Origin of the sequence: Paenibacillus barcinonensis (assembly GCF_003217495.1) — a bacterium.
Classification (GTDB): Bacteria; Bacillota; Bacilli; order Paenibacillales; family Paenibacillaceae; genus Paenibacillus; species Paenibacillus barcinonensis.
Map to the genome: position 1 here is coordinate 58,793 of NZ_QJSW01000025.1, position 20,523 is coordinate 79,315.

Annotated in this window: 19 protein-coding genes; 9 read left to right on the forward strand and 10 right to left on the reverse strand. The window is 47.9% G+C overall.

Annotated elements, in window-relative coordinates; translation table 11 throughout:
• The first annotated feature begins 3 nt into the window (after positions 1-3).
• The 3 genes from DFQ00_RS24635 to DFQ00_RS24645 all read left to right on the forward strand — a co-directional run bounded on the left by DFQ00_RS24635 (position 4) and on the right by DFQ00_RS24645 (position 3,957).
• Positions 4-837: a polyphosphate polymerase domain-containing protein gene (locus DFQ00_RS24635; RefSeq protein ID WP_110899112.1), complete on the forward strand. Its 834-nt coding sequence runs from the start codon at positions 4-6 to the stop codon at positions 835-837.
• Positions 830-1,510: a DUF4956 domain-containing protein gene (locus DFQ00_RS24640; RefSeq protein ID WP_110899113.1), complete on the forward strand. Its 681-nt coding sequence runs from the start codon at positions 830-832 to the stop codon at positions 1,508-1,510. The genes DFQ00_RS24635 and DFQ00_RS24640 overlap by 8 nt, the downstream gene beginning before the upstream one ends.
• Before the next feature lie 98 nt (positions 1,511-1,608).
• Positions 1,609-3,957, forward strand: a complete 2,349-nt coding sequence (locus DFQ00_RS24645; protein ID WP_110899136.1) for a carbohydrate-binding domain-containing protein — start codon at positions 1,609-1,611, stop codon at positions 3,955-3,957.
• A 168-nt stretch (positions 3,958-4,125) separates the two neighbouring features.
• On the opposite strand, the gene DFQ00_RS24650 is transcribed toward DFQ00_RS24645, so the two are convergent.
• Positions 4,126-4,728 carry a class I SAM-dependent methyltransferase gene (locus DFQ00_RS24650; protein ID WP_110899114.1) on the reverse strand — a complete coding sequence of 201 codons (603 nt, stop codon included), beginning with the start codon at positions 4,726-4,728 and terminating at the stop codon, positions 4,126-4,128.
• A 135-nt stretch (positions 4,729-4,863) separates the two neighbouring features.
• Positions 4,864-5,544 carry an FHA domain-containing protein gene (locus tag DFQ00_RS24655; RefSeq protein WP_110899115.1) on the reverse strand — a complete coding sequence of 227 codons (681 nt, stop codon included), beginning with the start codon at positions 5,542-5,544 and terminating at the stop codon, positions 4,864-4,866.
• Positions 5,545-5,785: 241 nt separating this feature from the next.
• Here DFQ00_RS24655 and DFQ00_RS29315 point away from each other — a divergent pair, with 241 nt between their 5' ends.
• Positions 5,786-5,935 (forward strand): hypothetical protein, encoded by a 150-nt coding sequence (locus DFQ00_RS29315; protein ID WP_167433831.1) that lies wholly within the window; start codon positions 5,786-5,788, stop codon positions 5,933-5,935.
• Positions 5,936-6,058: 123 nt separating this feature from the next.
• Positions 6,059-6,490, forward strand: a complete 432-nt coding sequence (locus DFQ00_RS24660; protein WP_208643823.1) for a hypothetical protein — start codon at positions 6,059-6,061, stop codon at positions 6,488-6,490.
• A 241-nt stretch (positions 6,491-6,731) separates the two neighbouring features.
• Here the strand turns inward: DFQ00_RS24660 and DFQ00_RS24665 are convergent, their stop codons facing one another.
• The 4 genes from DFQ00_RS24665 to DFQ00_RS24680 form a co-directional block, all read right to left on the reverse strand.
• A complete protein-coding gene (locus DFQ00_RS24665) occupies positions 6,732-9,326 on the reverse strand; it encodes a DUF2339 domain-containing protein (protein WP_110899117.1) in 2,595 nt (864 codons plus the stop codon).
• A 294-nt stretch (positions 9,327-9,620) separates the two neighbouring features.
• Positions 9,621-10,937, reverse strand: coding sequence for an MFS transporter (locus tag DFQ00_RS24670; RefSeq protein WP_110899118.1), 1,317 nt, complete (start codon positions 10,935-10,937; stop codon positions 9,621-9,623).
• Between the two features lie 287 nt (positions 10,938-11,224).
• A complete protein-coding gene (locus DFQ00_RS24675) occupies positions 11,225-11,869 on the reverse strand; it encodes a bifunctional 2-keto-4-hydroxyglutarate aldolase/2-keto-3-deoxy-6-phosphogluconate aldolase (protein WP_110899119.1) in 645 nt (214 codons plus the stop codon).
• A 69-nt stretch (positions 11,870-11,938) separates the two neighbouring features.
• Entirely contained in the window at positions 11,939-12,736 is a 798-nt protein-coding gene (locus tag DFQ00_RS24680; protein ID WP_110899120.1) for an IclR family transcriptional regulator, read from the reverse strand.
• A gap of 289 nt (positions 12,737-13,025) precedes the next feature.
• Here DFQ00_RS24680 and DFQ00_RS24685 point away from each other — a divergent pair, with 289 nt between their 5' ends.
• Positions 13,026-13,610, forward strand: coding sequence for a P-loop nucleotide/nucleoside kinase family protein (locus tag DFQ00_RS24685; protein ID WP_110899121.1), 585 nt, complete (start codon positions 13,026-13,028; stop codon positions 13,608-13,610).
• A gap of 175 nt (positions 13,611-13,785) precedes the next feature.
• On the opposite strand, the gene DFQ00_RS24690 is transcribed toward DFQ00_RS24685, so the two are convergent.
• Positions 13,786-14,844 carry an LCP family protein gene (locus DFQ00_RS24690; protein WP_110899122.1) on the reverse strand — a complete coding sequence of 353 codons (1,059 nt, stop codon included), beginning with the start codon at positions 14,842-14,844 and terminating at the stop codon, positions 13,786-13,788.
• A 116-nt stretch (positions 14,845-14,960) separates the two neighbouring features.
• On the opposite strand from DFQ00_RS24690, the gene DFQ00_RS24695 reads away from it, so the two are divergent.
• Positions 14,961-15,935 (forward strand): aldo/keto reductase, encoded by a 975-nt coding sequence (locus DFQ00_RS24695; protein ID WP_110899123.1) that lies wholly within the window; start codon positions 14,961-14,963, stop codon positions 15,933-15,935.
• Positions 15,936-16,029: 94 nt separating this feature from the next.
• Here the strand turns inward: DFQ00_RS24695 and DFQ00_RS24700 are convergent, their stop codons facing one another.
• From DFQ00_RS24700 to DFQ00_RS24710, 3 genes are all read right to left on the reverse strand, one after another.
• Positions 16,030-16,491: a MarR family winged helix-turn-helix transcriptional regulator gene (locus tag DFQ00_RS24700; protein ID WP_167433832.1), complete on the reverse strand. Its 462-nt coding sequence runs from the start codon at positions 16,489-16,491 to the stop codon at positions 16,030-16,032.
• 136 nt (positions 16,492-16,627) lie between these two features.
• Entirely contained in the window at positions 16,628-17,305 is a 678-nt protein-coding gene (locus DFQ00_RS24705) for a TIGR00266 family protein (RefSeq protein ID WP_110899125.1), read from the reverse strand.
• Complete coding sequence (locus DFQ00_RS24710) at positions 17,302-17,700, reverse strand: winged helix-turn-helix transcriptional regulator (RefSeq protein ID WP_110899126.1); 399 nt, start codon at positions 17,698-17,700, stop codon at positions 17,302-17,304. Before DFQ00_RS24710 ends, DFQ00_RS24705 begins: the two co-directional genes overlap by 4 nt.
• Positions 17,701-17,870: 170 nt before the next feature.
• Here DFQ00_RS24710 and DFQ00_RS24715 point away from each other — a divergent pair, with 170 nt between their 5' ends.
• Together DFQ00_RS24715 and DFQ00_RS24720 are read left to right on the forward strand one after the other, a co-directional pair.
• Positions 17,871-19,079, forward strand: a complete 1,209-nt coding sequence (locus DFQ00_RS24715; protein WP_110899127.1) for an MFS transporter — start codon at positions 17,871-17,873, stop codon at positions 19,077-19,079.
• 229 nt (positions 19,080-19,308) lie between these two features.
• Positions 19,309-20,151, forward strand: a complete 843-nt coding sequence (locus DFQ00_RS24720) for an aldo/keto reductase (protein ID WP_110899137.1) — start codon at positions 19,309-19,311, stop codon at positions 20,149-20,151.
• Positions 20,152-20,523: the final 372 nt, after the last annotated feature.

Sequence of the window (20,523 nt, forward strand, 5' to 3'; positions counted from 1 at the left end):
ATCATGGCAATTGAAGTATTCAACCGATATGAGAGCAAGTACCTGCTGACCGATGAGCAATACGCATACTTTTATAATGACCTGCTGAAATACATGGAACTGGATGCCTACAACAAAAAACATGAGTATTATTCCATCAGCAACCTGTACTTCGATACACCGCAGGATTCACTGATCCGGGCCAGCCTCTCCAAACCAAAATACAAGGAGAAGCTGCGATTACGGGCCTACGGCGTACCTGAACAAAATGCCAAGGTGTATCTGGAGATCAAAAAGAAAGTATTTGGCCTTGTAAATAAACGCCGAACAGCGTTGAAGCTGGACGAAGCTTATGAATTCGTTCATTCAGGACAGGCACCGGAGCTTGCAGATTATATGAATAAACAGGTCGTCGAGGAGATCGAATATTTCCTTCGCCTGTATGAGCTGGAACCCAAGGTGTATCTCGCTTATGAACGCAAAGCGCTGTTCGACAAGACCAGCCGCGATCTCCGCATTACCTTTGACACCAACATCCGCAGCCGCAGATACGATCTGAAGCTGGAACAAGGAGATTACGGCGAGCCGTTAGTGAAGGATGGTCGCTGGCTGATGGAAGTCAAAGCGGAGAGAACGGTCCCGATCTGGTTATCACAGCTGCTCTGTAAACATGGGCTGTACCGTACAGGCTTCTCCAAATACGGCAATGAGTTCAGACATCTGGTCAGAACAACCAACTTGAACTATCAGACTGAACGCCCACTGGTGCCAGGAACAGACTTCAACCCTGCTGAGCCTGCTGCGGCTGCATCACCAGAAAAATCAATGAGAGAAAGAGAGCGTGTTCTATATGCTTGATTCATTATTCGGCTCCGCCCTGGACGACACAACATTAAGCTTTAGTAGTGCTGTCATTACGATCGGACTTGCGATCGGACTTGGACTTATCATCAGTCTCACCTATATGAAAACCAATCAAGCCACGTATTCGCAAAGCTTCACCTTAACGATGGTCGTGTTACCTGTCATTGTATCCATTATCATTCTGCTCATTGGCAGCAATATCGCCCGGGCGTTCAGCTTGGCGGGAGCATTTTCCATTATCCGTTTCCGCAGTGCCCCCGGTGATCCGAAGGACATTGCTTACGTTTTGTTCACGATGGCATCGGGTCTGGCTTGCGGGGTAGGCGCTTTTGGTTACGCGGTTCTGTTTACCGTTATCCTGTGTGTGCTGATGTTTGTACTGAGCCGATTTAACTTTGGCGGGAAGAAGAGTCTACAGAAGACTTTGAAAGTGACCATTCCCGAAAATCTGAGCTACGAAGAAGCTCTGAACGAAGTATTCCATACATTCAACGTCACGTTTGATCTGAAAAAAATCAGAACCACCGAGCTCGGCAGTCTGTACGAACTGGTATATAGTGTCACGATTCACGAAAATGTGAATCAGAAGCAATTCCTTGACGCCATTCGTACACGGAACGGCAATCTGGATATCTCGTTAACGATGAGCCCAACGCCAGAATATTAAACCTGGAAGATTCACTTGCTCGATTGTTCAATTGACCCAATATGATTTAGAGAGGAACGATATATATGAAGAAGAACAGTTCTCAAAAACGTAAAAGGATGATTACAAGCAGCAAACTGTGGTCCGTCGCCATGATGACCAGTCTGCTTGCAGCTTGTAGTGCCCCTATAACAACAAGCAATACAGCCAATGCAGCCGTTTCTACAACAGGCACAACCAAAACAGTATTAGTTAGCGCGTCAACATCCGTGAAGTATGCCGATCTGGTTTCTCTGGATGCAAATGATACCAATGTAAGCTGGACGGACGCAGATTCCACCATGATCAATTTAAACGGTACTACAGCAACCGTAACAGGTTCGGGCGCAAAGGCCGCTAAGGGCTCCGTTACCATATCGGAAGCAGGCACGTATGTGCTCAGCGGTAAGCTGACAGATGGTCAGATCGTCGTTAATGTTGCCGATAAAGGCGTAGTTCACCTTGTGTTAAACGGTGCTACGATCCACGATAATGACAGTGCAGGCATCTACATTCAAAAGGCGGGCAAAGCGGTGATCACGCTTGAAAAAGGAACCAAAAACGCGGTTTCCGATGGCAAAACCTACGTATATGCGGATAGCAGCACCGATGAGCCGGATGCGGCCATCTTCAGCAAAGCCGATCTTACGTTTAACGGTGCAGGTCAGTTAACCGTCACAGGCAACTATAATGAAGGCATCACAGGCAAGGATGATCTCAAAATCATCAGTGGTTCGATCAACGTCAAAGCAGCCGACGATGGCATCAAAGGGAAAGATATGGTTGCGATCCAGGCTGGTACGATTACGATTGAAGCTGAAGGTGACGGCATTAAATCGACCAACGATACGGATACCAGCAAAGGATTTGTCGCCATTGCAGACGGAACCTTCAACATTCAGAGCGGCAGCGATGGCATTCAGGCCGAGACTGCACTTGTCACGGACGGCGGTACGTATAACATGGTAACTGCCGGAGGAAGTGCAAATGCACCGGCCAAGGTTGAACAAGGTCCCGGCGGCGGGTTTGGTGGCAGATTTGGCGGTGGATTAGTTGGCGATGGTGCAATGGATGGCGGTACGCCTCCAACCGATATGGGCACATCATCGGATGGCGAACCACCTGCCGATATGCCAGCAATGCCTAATGGCAGCAGCTCGAACATGGGTACACAGACTGGCACAAACACGACCACGAATGCTGGAAACAAAGCTGTAGCAGGAGCCGATTCCCATGCTGATGCAGACAACGCTACGACTGCAACGGAAGAATCCACAAGTGCTAAAGCACTGAAAGCAGGCTCAGACCTCACCGTAAATGGTGGAACATACACGATTGATTCGATGGATGATTCCGTGCATAGCAACAGCAATGTCACTGTGAACGATGGAGACTTCACCATTCAGTCTGGAGATGACGGCATCCATGCCGATCAGGCACTTACGATTAACGGTGGAACGATCAACATCACCAAAAGTTATGAAGGACTAGAAGGTGCAATCATCACCTTGAATGACGGGGATGTTGATGTAACGGCTTCAGATGATGGTGTAAATGCAGCCGGTGGTGAGACAACAACGAGTGACCAAGCAGCTGGCACAACGGCTAAAGCCACAAGTGAGAGCACTTCTGCTACAGGTACAAGCAAAGCAACCACTGGAGCAACAGCTGCCAATTCGACAACCGGCACGACTGCCCAAGCTACAGATGCTAACCAGCAAAACCGAGGTCCGGGGGGAATGCCTGGTGAATCATCCGGCAACAACGAGCTTCATATCAACGGCGGCTCCCTCACCGTGAATGCTGGCGGTGACGGTCTGGATGCGAATGGCTCCATTACCATGACAGGTGGAACAGTTATTGTGAATGGCCCAACGAATGACGGCAACGGTCCACTGGATTATGACGGAACATTTGTGATCAGTGGTGGTGTTTTGGTGGCAGCAGGAAGCTCGGGTATGTCACAAGGCACTTCGGATGCTTCAACGCAAAATACCCTTGTCATGACCTTCCCTGAAACGCAAAAAGCGGGAACTCTGGTACATGTTCAAGACAGCAAAGGAAATAACATTCTGACGTTTGCACCAGCCAAAGATTATCAAAGCGTAGTGATTAGCTCGCCAGAACTCGCAAAAGATGGATCTTATGTCATCTTCTCTGGTGGAACATCGACAGGCAAAGCGGTGGACGGACTCTATACTGGCGGTACGTATAGCGGCGGTACCCCGTTCGTTGCATTCCAGTCCACAAGTAACGTAACCTGGGTGAATGAATCTGGGGTAACAACAGCACAGTCCGGCATGGGGCGCTTCGGAGGGGGAGGCGGACAAGGCGGTGGACGGAATCGTTCGCAATCCGGTACATCCACAGGTACAACCGAAACGATGGGTACGACAAGTACACCTGCTACTACAGATTCGGCAAAATAACGGATGGTAAGAGTTGAGCACGTCAGAGCAAGCAGCTACGTTGAAATGCTCAACTAAAAAACTAGACCTTGAAATCACAGTACGTGTGAATTCCGGGTCTAGCTTTACTTTGCGGATGAATGAAAGGTTTGAATCATATTCGTAATCTTCTGATGCTAAAACTGCATCTCAAAAAGCATACACATACACCTTGGTCCGCAGCGCATCGCGGCAGATGAGGGTACGTAACGGCTCTTTGCCCGGCAATGCAAAACAGACGCTGATCACTCGCGCGCCTGGCGGCAGCTCCCGCTTGAACTTGTCCGCGAGTCGGGTCATGGCCCCCGGAAACAGATAACAGATCACACCGTCGGCATGCGCATAAGAACAGGTGTAAATGTTACCGTGAATGAAGCGCAGGCGTCCTTTGAACGAATTTCCCTGCCCTCCTCTTTCAGTTCTGATCACAGCTCCGGCTCGGTTGAACCCTACACTTAGCCATGTTAGGCATTGCGAAGTCCACAGCGGGATGAGTGAGTTTTCAATGCCCGTCAGTCTTTTGCCTGGACAATGCTTCACTACATCCATGCCGAGTGTTCCCCATCCTGAACCGGCTTCTATAATATCTGCGTAACCCGGTATACGATTGACCTCCTGAATCACCACTTGCCTGACCTGCCGGGATGTAGGCATGGGCGAGATTCCATTTCTCCAGCTTACAATTACGATCCATACAACGGCGATAAGTGTCAACACGGCGATGAGCCATGGAATATATTGAATAATCATCATGTCCTCATCATAACAAAGGGAAGCTTCGGCGGTCTATGATCGCGCAGAAGCTTCCCTTTGTCCGTATTTTTTTCAAGACGGCTCATGATTACTTGCTTAATTCCTTGGTAGTTCTGTTTAGAAGATACGATGCGGCTATTCGTTCGTCTCACCGACATGAGATTTCATGTATACCCCTTTTTTGTACACCGATTTTATCGTAAAATGAATGCCCAGCTTGCGATTCGTGCGGTAAATCAACGAGTTAATCTCGTCGATGCCCACCGGATCACTCTCCAGCATACTCCGTTCCGGCCATACCTGAGCAATGATCTGCTCTCTCGTAACAAAATGATCCAGTTCACTGTACAGCAGCTTGAACAATTGGTATTCCTTCTTGGACAACGGAATTTCATCCTCGTTTACCTGAACGGTCTGCAGATGATCCTGCAAACGCACACCCTCACCAAGCAGATCGGATATACGATATTCTCTCGTCTCCCCGAGGTCACCTTCCACGCGAAGGTGGATCAAACCGTTGACCAGTGTCAGGCTGTCCCCTTCGCCAAACGGATATTTCTCATATGGGACGAGGCGTTGCCCGTTAAGCTCGGTTCCATTTTTGCTATCCAGATCCTCGATCCAGAGCTGTTCCTTCGTGTCATAGTGTATGCGGCAATGCCGCTTCGATATCATCTGATTATAGATGGACAAGTCCAGTTCACTGACACCTGTGTAGCGCCCCACCGTAATCGAGCGGCCCTGGCTCACATAGGCGAATGAACCATCGCTCTCCTGTCCCGGCGTACGAATGACGATTTTCGCCGTCTCCCGCATGTTATTCCCCACCTTTAATGTCACTCGATCTCTATCTTTTCATTCGAGTACTGATAAATTCATCAGATTTGTTCCATTGTTTGCATGCTTGCCTTTTCATATAGTGATATACAGGAACACCATAGACTTAAACACGCTTAAACATTCATTACTCATTCTATTACTATACCAGACGTTGTGCATTTTTTCTCATAACGCCCTGACGGACGCTTTAGCTTATTCAACAAGAGAGGTATTTCCCGTGAAGAAAAAAACCATTTTGATATACGTGCTGCTTGCCTTCGCTTTATCAATCACCCTAACCGTGCTGTCACGCGTGAGTGAAGATGGTGGTGTATCACCAGAAGGGGCGTCGGCTTCCGAAATCTCATGGCTTCGCATGAACGATTAGCCTTAAATGTGGCAGCTACTCTATTATAAACGCGACTCCAGTGCAAAACGTTTCACGAATGTCATTTAGCTATGGAACATTTCCAATGCATACTTCGTTCACAGACTAAAGGGAGGGATTATGTTGAAAAAGAATACACTTCACACCATTACGTGCGCTCTTTTTGTTGCATTAATCCTCAACAGCTGTCAGCACTCCGATCTGCTCAAACAAGCGGAATCAAATAAAGCACCCAAAGCATTAGAAACGTTCTATTCCGGTGACATCACGAAAATTGATTCGTTGGAAATCATGAGCGGCAGTGATGGCTATACCAAAAACACTACAGATTCAAGGCTGATTCAGGACTGGATCGAAAAAATACGCCACTTGAACATTATTCTTGATCCAGAGCTGGAAGATACATCTGGCGTTCTGTTTCATGTAACGATGTTCAAGCAGGGGAAGGCTGTTTTCTACATGACACCCACCGATATCAATCATCAGCAGATCGAACCGCAGGATGAACTGGCAGATCTGATGACTGAGCTGTACCAAACCATCTACCAGCTCTGATGATGAATGCTCACCAGCAGAGATATCTAACTGGAAGCAGCTATTAATGACGTGGGCTATCTGGATGGGCCAAGCATATGGTTATGTTGTTGCGGAGAAGATCAGCAACGAGGATTAAAATAATAAAGGACTCTGAAATCATTACAATTCCAGAGTCCTCTCACAACGTCGAACGAAGTTACAGATTCCCGAGCGAAGCGTTTTTCAAACTATACTTATGAAAATATTATCCTGTAGAGCCTCAGTCCTGTTCCTCGTCCGATATGCCACCGTCTTCACCCTTCGCCCCACTCTCCCTCGCCTGGATTTCCTCCATCCGGGTAGACACCTTCTGATACAGGTATGAGATACCCAGCAGCAGCAGGCCAAAGCTGAAATACGCGATGATTTTACTGCCCGCCGTCAGCAGACTGACATCGTAGAACACCATCTTGCCGGTGGCAAACAGCGTTAGGCCCAGACCGAGACGCCGGATCATGACGTATTTGCGACGGAACCCGTACGCAATATAGAGAATCGCCAGCACAAGATAGATCAGGCTGAACATCAGCCCGATATCGCCCCACTGGAACTGAATGGTCAGGAAGACCGTAATAACACCCAGCAGATAGACCCCTGCAATAACAGGATACCACTCCACACTTTTGAACTGACCACGAATGCCTGCAATGAGCAGGTCACGCCCTGCGAAGAATACACCTACGTTGAAAATAATCAGCACCACCAGCCCGACAATCTCGGCTGCCGTATGCTGCTCAACACCCGGCTGCAATGCAGGCATCGTCAAGGTAACCGCCAGTGCAATACAGCATCCGACTGCATGCAGGAAAAGGGTATACCCCCGCAGGAATGCGTCACGAAGCAGCTTCACTTTGCCTAGTCCATACGCCAAAGCAATCGTCAGCGCCGCAAACATAAGCAGCTTGTAGAACATGTATAACAGAAAGGTCTCATCCATAGCCCTGACATACAATTCATTCGATTCGTAAAGTACGTATAACCATACGTTCACCAGTGTCGCAACTCTAAACCCTTCCAGAAAACCGCGCTCCCATGGAGCGTAATTGATCCTTTGCCCATTTCCTGTAGGGGAGCTGCTCCGTAGCGCCCAAGCATAATAGAGCGTGATGAGCAGTGTGCCCAGCGTAATGCTGGAGTATTTTAACATGAAATACGAACGTTCTCCCATGAAGAATAATGCAAGCAGATCGTAGTAGACAAAGATCGTAGTACACAGCAGCACGATGCCCCAGCCTGCGCGTTCAACTGCCTTGAATTTTCTGAAATGTCCAAAGGTAACAAACAGTACACCTTCAACTAACCAGCCCATCGACAGCCATTTCGAACCAAACTGGAACGGAACAAGCAGAATCGTAAAGGTGAGCGACGTAAGATAGAAGAGTAAGATCGTCTGCTTCTCCTGCGCCATATGTCGCTGAACAAACCTCGCAAGTCCAAGATAGACGAGTGCAAAAATAACAGCAAGCAAGCCCTGTGCATCATTCCAGCCAGCCGAATCCAACAATACATAGAGCATGAGACAGCTCAAGCTCGTATTCATCGCTAACAAAGCAAAATCCCACCAGGTCAGCTTCACCCGATGTTTAAACGGATACGCCAGCGTAATACCCAGGTACAGAGCAAAAGTGACTACAGAATACAGCATGCTCACCTGATCACTTGGCGACAGCCACAGCAGAATTAGCATGGAAGGCGCGTGGAACAGGAAGCTGATATAGTGCACCACCGGCCATCGCTGACCGAAGGAAATAAATACAATAATACCGTTTAGCAGCAACAGATAAATCATCGCAGCATAGACCGCTGTGCCTTCCAGTCCAAACGTGAATAGGTAGGAGAAAAACGGTAAATATCCACCCACAAGACCAAAGGAACAAATCGTCTTCGACTGATACCGCAAGGACAACAGCACAGACACGGCTGACACCAGTACGGATAGACCCAGACCCGTATACAGTCCGATGATATTCAGCAGGAAGTAACTGTAGAAAATCGAACCAAACAACACAGATATACCTCCGCCGAGCAGTCCCATCGCAAATGTTTTCTGTTTCCGCCGGAACAGCAGCTCACCGCCCACAAGCATCAATAGGCCAAGCAGGAAGAAGCCCGCGCCCTTCATTTCATCGCTAAACCACGTTGTATACGAGTATCGGAACGCTGCGCCAACCCCCAGAATCAGAAGCAAAATCGCCACCTTGTTAATCCAGCTAAGACCGATCCGCATCTCCATCCGATTTTGCTTGATCCGGCGCTGGATCGTCTCCTCGCTCAGCTCCTCCTCTGCCATCTGTTCGTAACCATGCTGCATCTGCCCACGCACAGCCTCCGCTCTTTCCCATACGGCCTGCCTGTGCGCTTCGATGCGTGCATTCAACTCGGATGCCAGATAGGCGATCCGCTCCTTCATCTCAGTCGCGTCCTCCTGCAGATTCTGGGAAGCCTGATTATAGAGCCCGTTCAGATTGGCCTTTGTTCGATGTTCGTGATACGCAATTTGATCGTTATGTGCTGCTGTTTTCCCTTGAAAATACGTCTCCATCTTCTCACGAGATACCCGAATCAGATTGAGCTTCTCATCCAGCATCTGCTCGGACAGCGCCATGCGAAGGCGCGCATTCTCCTCTTCCATCTTGCGCGCACGCAGCTCAAGCTGCTGCAGCTTGAGCTTCTGAGCTTCGGTCTGCTCCAGCAGCTGCTCATTACGCACAATGAGATCATCCGACTGATACTCCTGCAGCAGAGCCTGATACTCCCTCGCCAGCTGTTTCTGCTGTGCCTGAACCTGCTCAAGCCGATCTTTAAATTCCTTCATGGACTTCCTCCATTGGTTGTCATAAGATGTTTTCCTATATTTTACTATACTTATGTCAAAAATTGCGGTTTTATTGATAACTTTCCATGCGATCCACTTCTGAGCCGCTACATCAAAAAACACCAGCACTTCGGGCTTGTTCAATTCCAAACGCCAGAAGATGCTGATGCTTATTTATTGATTTATTGAAGCTGTATAAGTTGAACTAAAGATTAGATATCGTAGAGCACTCTCAAACTCTGCTATAGGCACTGTGCAACTCTACTATAGAAGGTGATTTTCCTGTTAACCGTATTAATGCGTCGCTTTAGAGATTGGTTTCTTCAAAAATACACCGTAGGACAGCGCGCCAAGGAGCAACAGACCTGCGCCCAGCAAAAATACATTGTTAAAGCTACCTGTTGTGTCCAAAATGTATCCGGTTACAACAGGAGCAAGCGCAGCCCCCAGGAATCCGCCAAAGTTCTGTATTGCACCCAGGGAAGCTACTTGTTCACCCGGAGCAATATCGGCAGCCAGTGTCCAGATAACACCTGATGGCAGCTGCGAAGCAAAGTAACCTACAGACAATAAAACGATGCTCACGACCGTGCTGTCGATAAAAGGAATAGGTGCGACGGAAGCTGCGGCCAGAATAGCTCCACCAACAATAGGAACCTTCCGTGAAGTGACTGCATTTACCCCTTTTCGAATGAAAAAGTCCGAGATTAATCCACCCAGCAGCACACCGATAATTCCGGCTACGAACGGAATGGATGCAATCCAGCCTGTCTCCTTCAGCGTAAAGCCCTGCTCCTTCTCCAGATAGCTTGGTAGCCATGTCAGGTATACCCAGATCGTAAACATAATACCGAAGTTTCCGATGATCATAAACCAGGTGCTTTTGTGTTTGAACAAAGAACCCCAGTTGGCCTTTGGAGCATCGGCGGTTTGTGCTTTTTCCATACCCGCGCCCTGTTCAGCTACAGCGTCTGTTCCTTTAATCAGCTGCTTTTCGGCCCATGTCGGATCACGATATACCTTGAGCCAGATCAGCATAATAATCAGACCAATGACACCGACAAAAATAAACATACCTCTCCACGTCATCGTTAACATAAGAACCGTCAGAAGTGGCGGTGCGATCGCATTCGCAATCTGCGAACCCGTGTTAATAATCGAGGTTGGCAGTCCCCGCTCACTTTTGGCAAACCAGCGCTCAGTCACCTTCAGACCGGAGGTGAAAAAAGGAGATTCAGATACACCCAGCAGCATACGCATCGCGTATAAGAGGGAGTACGTATTCGTAAATGCACTCAATATGGTAGCCGTAGACCACAGTCCAGAGGCCCAGGTGAACATCTTTTTCGGTCCAAACTTGTCCACGAGCCAGCCCGCCGGCAGATTAGCCAATGCATAAGGCCATAGAAATGCGGATAATAGCAAACCCATCTGCGTGGAAGACAGTCCGAATTCTGCTGCTATCGTTGTATTCGCAATGCTCAGATTGGATCTGTCCAAATAGTTTACAACAGCTCCCAAGAGCAATAATAGAATGATGCCCCATCTCAAACCCACTTTTGGGGCTTGAGTTACCGATGCAGGGGAAGGCGATGGTTTTAACGTTGCCATTGAAGTCACTCTCCTCAACATATATAAATAATTAATTACTTAAAATATATATAATGAATAAATATGGAAATTAAAGGTTTGGATAAGCCCTGCTGAACCCTTGATAAGGGTCAGGTGTTCTTAAAGTATACGTTTTCATAACTGAGTAAAACGCTTATATTTCTACAGTTTCAGCAAACTCTACCTCTTCGTCCCCTGCCTGCTCACAACGACCAGCTTCGTGCATTCTCCTGATCGCTGTGAACTTCGTTTACACGTGCACGGGTGATCTTATCCGCTTGGGCTAATTAACGCGCAGCAGCTACAGCCTGCAGAAACTCTGCCGCAGCCTTCGTAACACGTCCGTAGTCACCGGAATCCTTGTGAGCTTTGGTAATATAACTGCCCACACCAACTCCGACACATCCTGCAGCAAGCCATTCATGCACATTTTGCGGTGTAACTCCACCCGTAGGTGCAATCGCAGCTTGAGGCAGAGGCGCAGACATCGCTTTTACATACTGCGGCCCTACAGCTTCTGCGGGGAACAGCTTCACGATATCCGCTCCAGCTTCAAGCGTCTCTACGATCTCCTTCGCAGTGAACGCCCCGCTGACTGTAACCGCCTGGTAACGATTGGCCACCTTGATCATGTCTGGGTTGAGTTGAGGACTTACCAGCATCTCTGCTCCTGCCAGTATGGCAGCTCGCGCCGTTTCCCCATCCAGAATCGTACCTGCACCGATCAGAATACCTTGGGAAGAATATTTTCGTGATAAAATTTTAATGACATCGAGTGCTCCCGGTACACTCATTGTAATTTCAAGTGCCCGGATTCCTCCTGCAATTGCTGCTTCTGCAACGGATAGTGCCTCCTCTTCGCTCTCTGATCGAATAATCAGTACAATACCGGTGTCAGCAATGGTGTTCATGTTCTCCAGCTTTCGCCACATATCTGTATCCCCCTTAACTCCTATGTCTAGTTTCTATTCAAACGCCCTTGTCCTGCACTTCACATCGGTCTACTCTTGTCTTTGCGGATACAAGCGATCCCCGCTATAGCCCAGCTGACCTGAGAGCTTCCATGCAGCTTCTTTAACCAGCTTTACTATGCTGGCCTCACGTTCCGGGGTCATGCCGGAATACATGCTAGCTACACTGATTGCAGCCACGGGCTCATCCCACTGATCATAGACAGCAGACCCGATGCAGTACATCTCCAGATGATCCTCACGATCATCAATAGAATAACCACGCTCACGAATCTCCTGCATATCCTGCAAAATATCGGGAACCGTCACTTTGGAGTAGGATGTACGCGAGGGTATCTCACCTTCTCCCAGAATTTCTAACACCTTGCGGGTCGGAAGAGCTGCAAGTAACGCTTTGCCCAGTCCTGTAGTATGCATGTACCGGCGTGAGCCCAGCTTGGCTGTTGGACGCATCACAGAATAACTCTCCGCCTTGTCCAGATATACGATCCGTCCCTTGTCCTCAATGCCAAGAAAGGCCGTGCTGCCTGTCTGACGATTTAATTCCTGAAGCAAAGGCCGGGCCATATGGGGAACTCCCATATTGGACAAATAAGCCATGCCTGTCTCAAACACCGCAATACCCAAGCGATATGTCTTGAGACGTGCATCGTCCATTTCAATAAACCCTTTGTGCAGCAGCGTCTGCACGAGTTCAAACCCGCTGCTCTTGGGCATGTTCATCTGTTTGCATATTTCATTCAGTGTTAACGGAGCACCACTCTTGGCAAATAAAACGAGTAAATCTGCTACACGCTCCGCAGACTTATTCATGCGAATATTGTCCATGTTATCTCCTTCAAATTCTTCGACGTCGAAGTTCGCATATGTGAACTTATTTCACATCACCGAACGATGCCCTCATTATAGATCAGCCGTTCAGAAAATATCAACCGCTTTCTCCAAATTTTTTTCTGATTTCTTTTTTCCCCAAAAGGGATTGTTTTTCGGAGAGAAACAGTATACTCTATAAGCGACTGTTCACTAACACGAATTAAGTTCGTATATGCGAACTATATATTGAAACTTAAATTCCTTCATGATCGTTACGATCCTGATATCCTGTAGGGGGAAGCATATGAAACCTGTACTGATTTTTCTCATTGGCTCCGCTGGCTCGGGTAAATCAACCATTGGCAAAAAGCTGGCCACCGAGCATCACTTTTGTTACTTGGATAAAGATGTTGTGTGTAACACGTTTACGGGTAAACTTCTGGAAACGCAAGGGTATTCCCCTCATGATCGTGACGGCAACACCTTTTACCGCGATATCGTGATGGATCTGGAGTATGAAACGCTGTTAAACGTGGCTAACGACAATCTGCAACTGGGCAGATCGGTTATTCTGGACGCGCCTTTTGTTGGTTATTTTCATAAAAGCGATTACATTGACACATTGGTGTCCAAATACGGATGGGAGCAGGTCATTCCTGTTGTGCTTCGGGTGGATGTAAATGTTGATGTGCTTGAACAGCGCTTGAGAACTCGAGGGTTGGAGAGGGACAGATGGAAGCTGGAGCACTGGGATACATTTGTGCAAGGAATGAAGGCCAACGTCTGTACGTGGGAAAATATGCAGCTGATCTCTGTGGATAACAGTTCGGAGGAGTTTGAGCTGGAACAGCTGACCTCACTGCTGCCTTTATCTGTAACATCCTGTTAATGCGCCTTGATCTGGACGAAAAAAATCTTGATCTGACAACGATATAATACAGCCGTACACTATGACATAACGAAAAAGTACACAGAGAGCAAACTGCCTTCTGTGTACTTTGGTGTTTATTCTCTTATCATCGACAGGGTGCCAATCTATACCCCACCGTGGCATCGCTACAAGCCTAGCCTTTATCTGCTGAATCACTTTTATCTGCCGTGCCGCTTTCATCCGTGGACTCCGGCTCAATGAGCTGTGTTGTGTTTGGGTCCAGCCAGCTGGCAATCATGCCGCGCACATATTTCAGATCGTCTTCAGACAGATCATAATACCACGTACCACCACGCATCGCTCCATCACCCTTGAGCATGTAGTTACTGATGGTTGGTGCGCTATCCTTCATATATAGAGACTCGGCAAAATTCACGATAAAGTCCGATGTCATATTGGTTGTAAAATTCGATCCGGCAATCTGGATGACGTCTGGAATTTTGGTCAGATTTTTGACCTCAAGCGCACGATTCATGAACGCACTCAGAAATATCCGGTGACGCATCGTCCGATTGAAATCGGAATCCTCCCGATAACGTACATAACCCAGCGCCTCTTCGCCGTTGTAGATCGGTTTGTTGGCTTCAACGAACAGCTTCTCATGCGCTTTATTTTTGTTCTCGATGTTTTTCTTGATCGGCAGCTCAACGCCCCCCACCGCATCGACAATATCCTTCAAGCCATGAAAGTTGATTGCCGCATAGAAGTCCACCTTGTTCTCCAGCAGCTTCTCTACTGTATCCATCGCCATTTTGGCTTCACCGTGGGCATAGGCCGAATTGATCTTGGACTTCACATCACGACCTACAATCTCGGTGTAGGAGTCACGCGGAATCGAGAGCAACAGCACCTTATTATCCTCTGGTCGCACGACCGAGTAGATGATCGTATCCGAACGGCTAGGCTCTTTATCTCGTTGATCAATACCCAGCAGCAGCAATGAAAAAGGTTCAGTATGCTGCACGACAGGAGCCTCTCGATCACCAACACCTTTATAAGATTTGTCCAGCGCTTCCTTTACCGTACCTGCGGCGAACATATTAAAGCCCAGTCTGACAAGTTCCTTTTGAAAGATAAACCCGAGTCCTCCGAGCAAAATAAGTATACTGAAGGTTATGATAAGCGGCTTCTTCCATTTCTTCTTCGGTTTCTTCGGCTTCCGTCGGGTTAAATGTGCAACACTGTTCTCCATCATATCTCCTTTATAATAACGGTTTCTTCATTCATTTAACTATATTAATAACACGTTTTCAATAGATTACGATATAATCGGCTATATAATATCAGACATAGAAGGAGCGATAAACGATGGAGTATCGACGTTTAGGTAACAGCGGTTTGCGAGTCTCCGCACTGGGATTGGGTACAAATGCATTTGGGAAAAGGGCCGATCAGGCTACCTCCACCCGCATTATTCATGCAGCCCTGGATCAAGGCATCAACTTTATCGACACCGCCAACATCTATGCTGGAACAGAATCAGAACGAATTATCGGTGAGGCCCTTGCCGGACGACGTGAAAACGCGGTGCTTGCAACCAAAGCCGGCTTGCCCCGGCATGCTGGTCCTCATGGTCGCGGCTCCTCACGCTACCATCTCCAGCAAGAGCTGGAGCATAGCCTGCGGCGTCTGCAAACGGATTATGTCGATCTGTACCAGATCCATACCTTCGACCCGCATACCCCGCTGGATGAAACCTTGCGCACACTGGACGACATGATCACGTCCGGCAAAGTGCGCTACATCGGCGCCTCCAACTACGCCGCCTGGGAGCTGATGAAAGCCCTTGGCATCAGCGACATGCGTGGGTACGCGCGCTATATCTCCACGCAGACCAGCTACTCCCTCGCCGATCGTACACCCGAGCATGAACTCGTTCCCATGTGTCTTGATCAGGGAGTAGGCATTATTCCGTATTTCCCGCTGGCTGGCGGTATTCTCACGGGTAAATATAATGGACAAGCCAGCATTCCATCCGGCTCCAGGGCCGAGACCGATCCGTCCTTCAACCGCTTCCTGTTAGAGCACAACATCAGGCTTAGTGAGCAGGTGAGCACCAAAGCGGAAGCATACGGCTGCTCTCCAAGTGTGCTGTCTCTAGCCTGGCTGCTGACACGCCCCGCAGTATCCACCGTCATTGTCGGTGCGACACAGACGGAGCAGCTCGATCACAATCTGGCCAGCCTTGAGCTGAAGCTGCCGCATGAGTTGCTGTCTGAGCTCGACCAGCTTAGCCAGGACTTTCGCCACGGCGAGCCCTTCGCAACGTATAGGCTGGAATAGATGATTATACGAAATAAACCTTCCTGGCTTACGGGGTCCGTAAACAGGAAGGTTTATTATTTTTTTCGTCCTTAGACTATCTCAATGTTAAGTATTATTGGTCTGTTTTATGTCGAATAAACTCCTGCATAATTTCCATGTACCCCTCTTTGCGTTCAGCCAGAAGCTCGAAGAAATTTTTGTCTGATTCTTCAACAAGATTCATGCCTTCAATAGCCAGTCTTGTGCCTTCAGGGGTGGTTGTAATGATATTGGCCCGGGTATCTGTCTGATGACGAGCACGCGTAACATATCCTCGCTTTTCAAGGGTACGCAGCACCTGAGAAGTCACATTAACGTCCACATTAGCAAACTGTGCAATCTGAACCTGAGTAACTCCCTTGCCTTCCACATCACGCTCATTGAGCCATAGACAAGTATGCAGTAAGATAAATTGCGGCTGTGTTAGCTCAAGTGGCTCCAACACTCGCCTCACTTCCTTTTGCCACATCGTAGTCACCTGCCATAACAGGTATCCTGGACTATCTTGCGGATTCGTGTATCGTGAGCTTTTCATTCTTATACCTCCGTGATGTACGATCTTGTGAAGCGGAGATGTCTTCTCCATCGTATAACGAGTCTGTTAGTAATAACGCTTCGGAACATACATCCGTTGCATTTTAAAAAGTTTATCTATGAAATAATAACCATATTCATCGTGTAGGAATAAACTGCTTCACCCATTGACCAAACCCTTGCGGGTTTCGACTCTGGATTAGAACCGTGCCCTCTCCGCGGAAACGGCAGACCAGCCCTTCCCCACTCGTCACGCTGGACAGCCAGCCTTGGGAAGCTTTTTCAATGCGATAATCCATGTAATGAGGCCATGCCACCAGATGTGCATTGTCCACAATAACCTCTTCGCCAGCAGCCAGATGAATGGAATGGATCGCACCGTAAGAGGACAGGAAGACCGTACCCCTTCCACTAATTTCAACGATAAAGAAGCCTTCTCCGGAAAAAAGACCTTTCTTGAGATTTTGCATTTTGGTGTTCACCTGTATACCCTCGGTTCCTGCAAGAAATCCATCTTTTTGTACATAAAGAGAATAGGTACCATCCAGCTCAACGGCCTGCACATCGCCCATAGCAGAAGGAGAAAGCAAGATCTCCGCCGGCCTCCCCGCTGCTGTTAACTCCTGAAAGAAAAACTTCTCCCCGCTCAGCATACGCCCGAATCCGGCAAACATACCGCCCTCCGCTGATCCCTTCAGATCCACCGTTGGTGTCATGGACACCATAGCTCCGCTCTCGGCCTTGAAACGTTCCCCGCGCTGCAGCTCTACCTTGAGCATAGCAAAAGCACCTTCATATAAAATTTCATATCTCATGGTTCTACCAGCTCCTTGTCATTGTCAGTATTAAAATCATTGAGTCCGTTATCCTCCAGAACTGCTGACTTGTCGCCATATTCCTTGATGATATGCTGATCCCCCCAATGACAAAGAGCGTTCAGAATCGGCTCCAGGCTCCATCCATATTCACTCAGCTCATACTCTACTTTGGGCGGGACTTGATTGTATACAATTCGGTTGACAATCCCATCATCCTCCAACTCTCTGAGCTGTTGCGTTAGCATCTTCTGAGTAATTGCAGGCATAATTCGCTTCAGATCACTGGTGCGTTTCTTTCCATGTGTCAGGTGACAGAGAATAACACACTTCCATTTGCCGCCAATCACCTCTAGCGTTGCTTCTACCGAAATATTATATTTTTTACGCTCCACCAGCGTCTTCCTCCTTGTTCGATATCTCTATCGGCGTTTGATTCCGGCTATTAGATAGGCACCAAAAAGTACGTAGGGTACTAAAAAGTACGTACTATTCTTTAGGAACCGAATAATTCATAATAGCATTTGCCGATAAGCAAATCTACATTCAAGGAGTTGAGCAAGACATGCATCACGAAACAAAACGAAGCACATGGGCGCTGCTGGCTCTGGCAATCAGTGCTTTTGCAATTGGTACAACCGAGTTCATCAGTGTGGGACTCTTGCCGCTGATTGCAGACGATCTTCACATTACCGTAACTTCAGCGGGTCTGACCGTGACCATATATGCTCTGGGAGTCATGTTCGGAGCTCCGGTACTAACGTCACTGACGTCTGCCATATCCCGCAAATCCTTGCTGATGATCCTTATGGTGGTCTTCATTATAGGGAACACTCTAGCTGCACTATCCACCGGGATTGCAATGCTGCTCATCGCACGGGTCATATCCGCTCTTGCTCATGGCGTGTTCATGTCCATTGGCTCAACCATCGCAGCAGACCTGGTTCCTGCTGACCGCAGAGCAAGTGCTATTGCAATTATGTTCTCGGGACTGACCATTGCGACGGTAACCGGCGTACCTGCTGGTACATTTATAGGCCAACACTTTGGCTGGCGTACTGCCTTCATGCTTATTGCAGCTGTCGGTATTCTTGCACTTGCAGCCAATCTGCTGCTTATTCCCTCCACCATACAGCGCGGGACCCGTACAGCCTTTCGCGATCAGTTGAAGCTGTTAACGAGCGGACAACTACTGCTTGCCTTTGTCATTACTGCGGTAGGCTACGGAGGCACCTTCGTGGTGTTCACGTATCTGTCGCCACTATTACATGATATCAGCGGTTATTCAGACAAAAGCGTTGCTTTCATTCTGCTGCTGTACGGCATCGCCATTGCCATCGGCAACATCCTTGGCGGTAGAGCAGCTAACCGCCATCCATTAAGGTCACTTCTGTACATGTTCATTGTGCAGACGGTCATCCTGGGCGTGTTATACTTCACCGCACCATTCAAATGGGCAGCATTACTGACCATATGGGGTATGGGGTTACTCGCTTTTATGAATGTGCCGGGTCTGCAAATGGTTGTGGTCACTCTCGCGGAACGGTATGCACCACAAGCCAAGGATGTCGCCTCCGCTTTTAACATTGCTTCATTTAATGCAGGCATCGCTATCGGCGCCTATCTTGGAGGCGTTGTGAGTGACTCCTTCGGTTTGATCCACACTACCTGGGTTGGTGCACTGATGGTGCTTGCCGCGGCAATCCTGACCATATGCGCCAGATTTCTAGAGCGACAACGTCATAACAAATTCGTTGCAAGCAAGCTGAGTTAAAAACATCATGGTCCAATAAATCTGTAAAAAACAAAAAGCAACTATCTCGTTGTTGACGAGCTACAGCTAGTATAGGGAACCGGTTTCATATGTTTTTTTCGACTATATACGTTACTATATACGTTGAATGCTATTTGATCTACTATAGTTTGATTTTGTATCATGAAAGTTTGGAAATTTTACTTTAAATGTTAAAATTTAAACAATACAGGGAGGATTTATTATGAACATAGCACAACATCTACAATCTACAACAACATTGCATAACGGGGTTCATATGCCTTGGTTTGGTCTGGGCGTCTTCAAGGTCGAAGAGGGGCAAGAACTGATCGAAGCAGTAAAACACGCCATTAAACACGGATACCGCAGCATCGACACTGCCGCCATCTATGGGAACGAAGCCGGTGTAGGACAGGCTATTGCCGAAGCACTTCAGGAGAATGGGCTGAAACGTGAAGAGCTGTTCATCACCTCCAAGGTATGGAATGCAGACCTTGGATATGAAGAGACTCTTGCTGCATTTGATACAACGATGAACAAGCTCGGACTGGATGTTCTGGACCTGTATCTGATCCATTGGCCCAAAGCCGGCAAATACAAAGGTGCTTGGAGGGCCATGGAGGAGCTGTACGCTGCAGGCCGAATCCTTGCCATTGGCGTGAGCAATTTCCAGATTCATCATTTACAGGATTTGATGCAGGATGCACAGGTGAAACCGATGGTCAACCAGGTTGAATATCACCCGCGTCTTACGCAGGAAGAGTTAAAGGCATTCTGTGAGCAGCATGGCATCCAGCTTGAAGCCTGGTCACCATTGATGCAGGGTGAACTGCTGGACAACCCGTTACTGACAGAGATTGCTTCATCCAAAGGCAAATCGGTCGCCCAGATCATTCTGCGCTGGGATCTACAGAATGGCGTAGTGACCATTCCCAAGTCAACCAAAGCGCAACGGATTATCGAGAATGCTGACCTCTTCGACTTCGAGCTGTCCACGGAAGAAATGCAGCGTATCAGCTCGCTGAACGGGAATGTGCGTGTAGGTCCAGACCCGGATCATTTTGATTTTTAATTTGTAATGTATAAAAGGTTACATTGATACCGGGATACTGGGATACTCTGTTACACCCCTAAAGGAATACAGTAGTGGCAGCTCCTTTTATTCTATTGATCTCAGCCGAGCTTATTTGAGTGAAATAGCATCTTCTGTAATTGTAACGATCACCAGAAGCCTTATTTCGCTAAAAACATAACATAAACACCCATTTTTCACATGAATTTATCCAAATAAGGTTTCCTGAGATCGTTAAAAAACATACACGGTTGATATCCATCAAATAGCGTTTCTGGAGATCGTTGCTATGAACGTTTTAGTCAAGCCCAACACAAAAATGATGCAATTTAGCCCGAAGCCCTAAGCGCGGGGGTCCATATGCGAGCGACG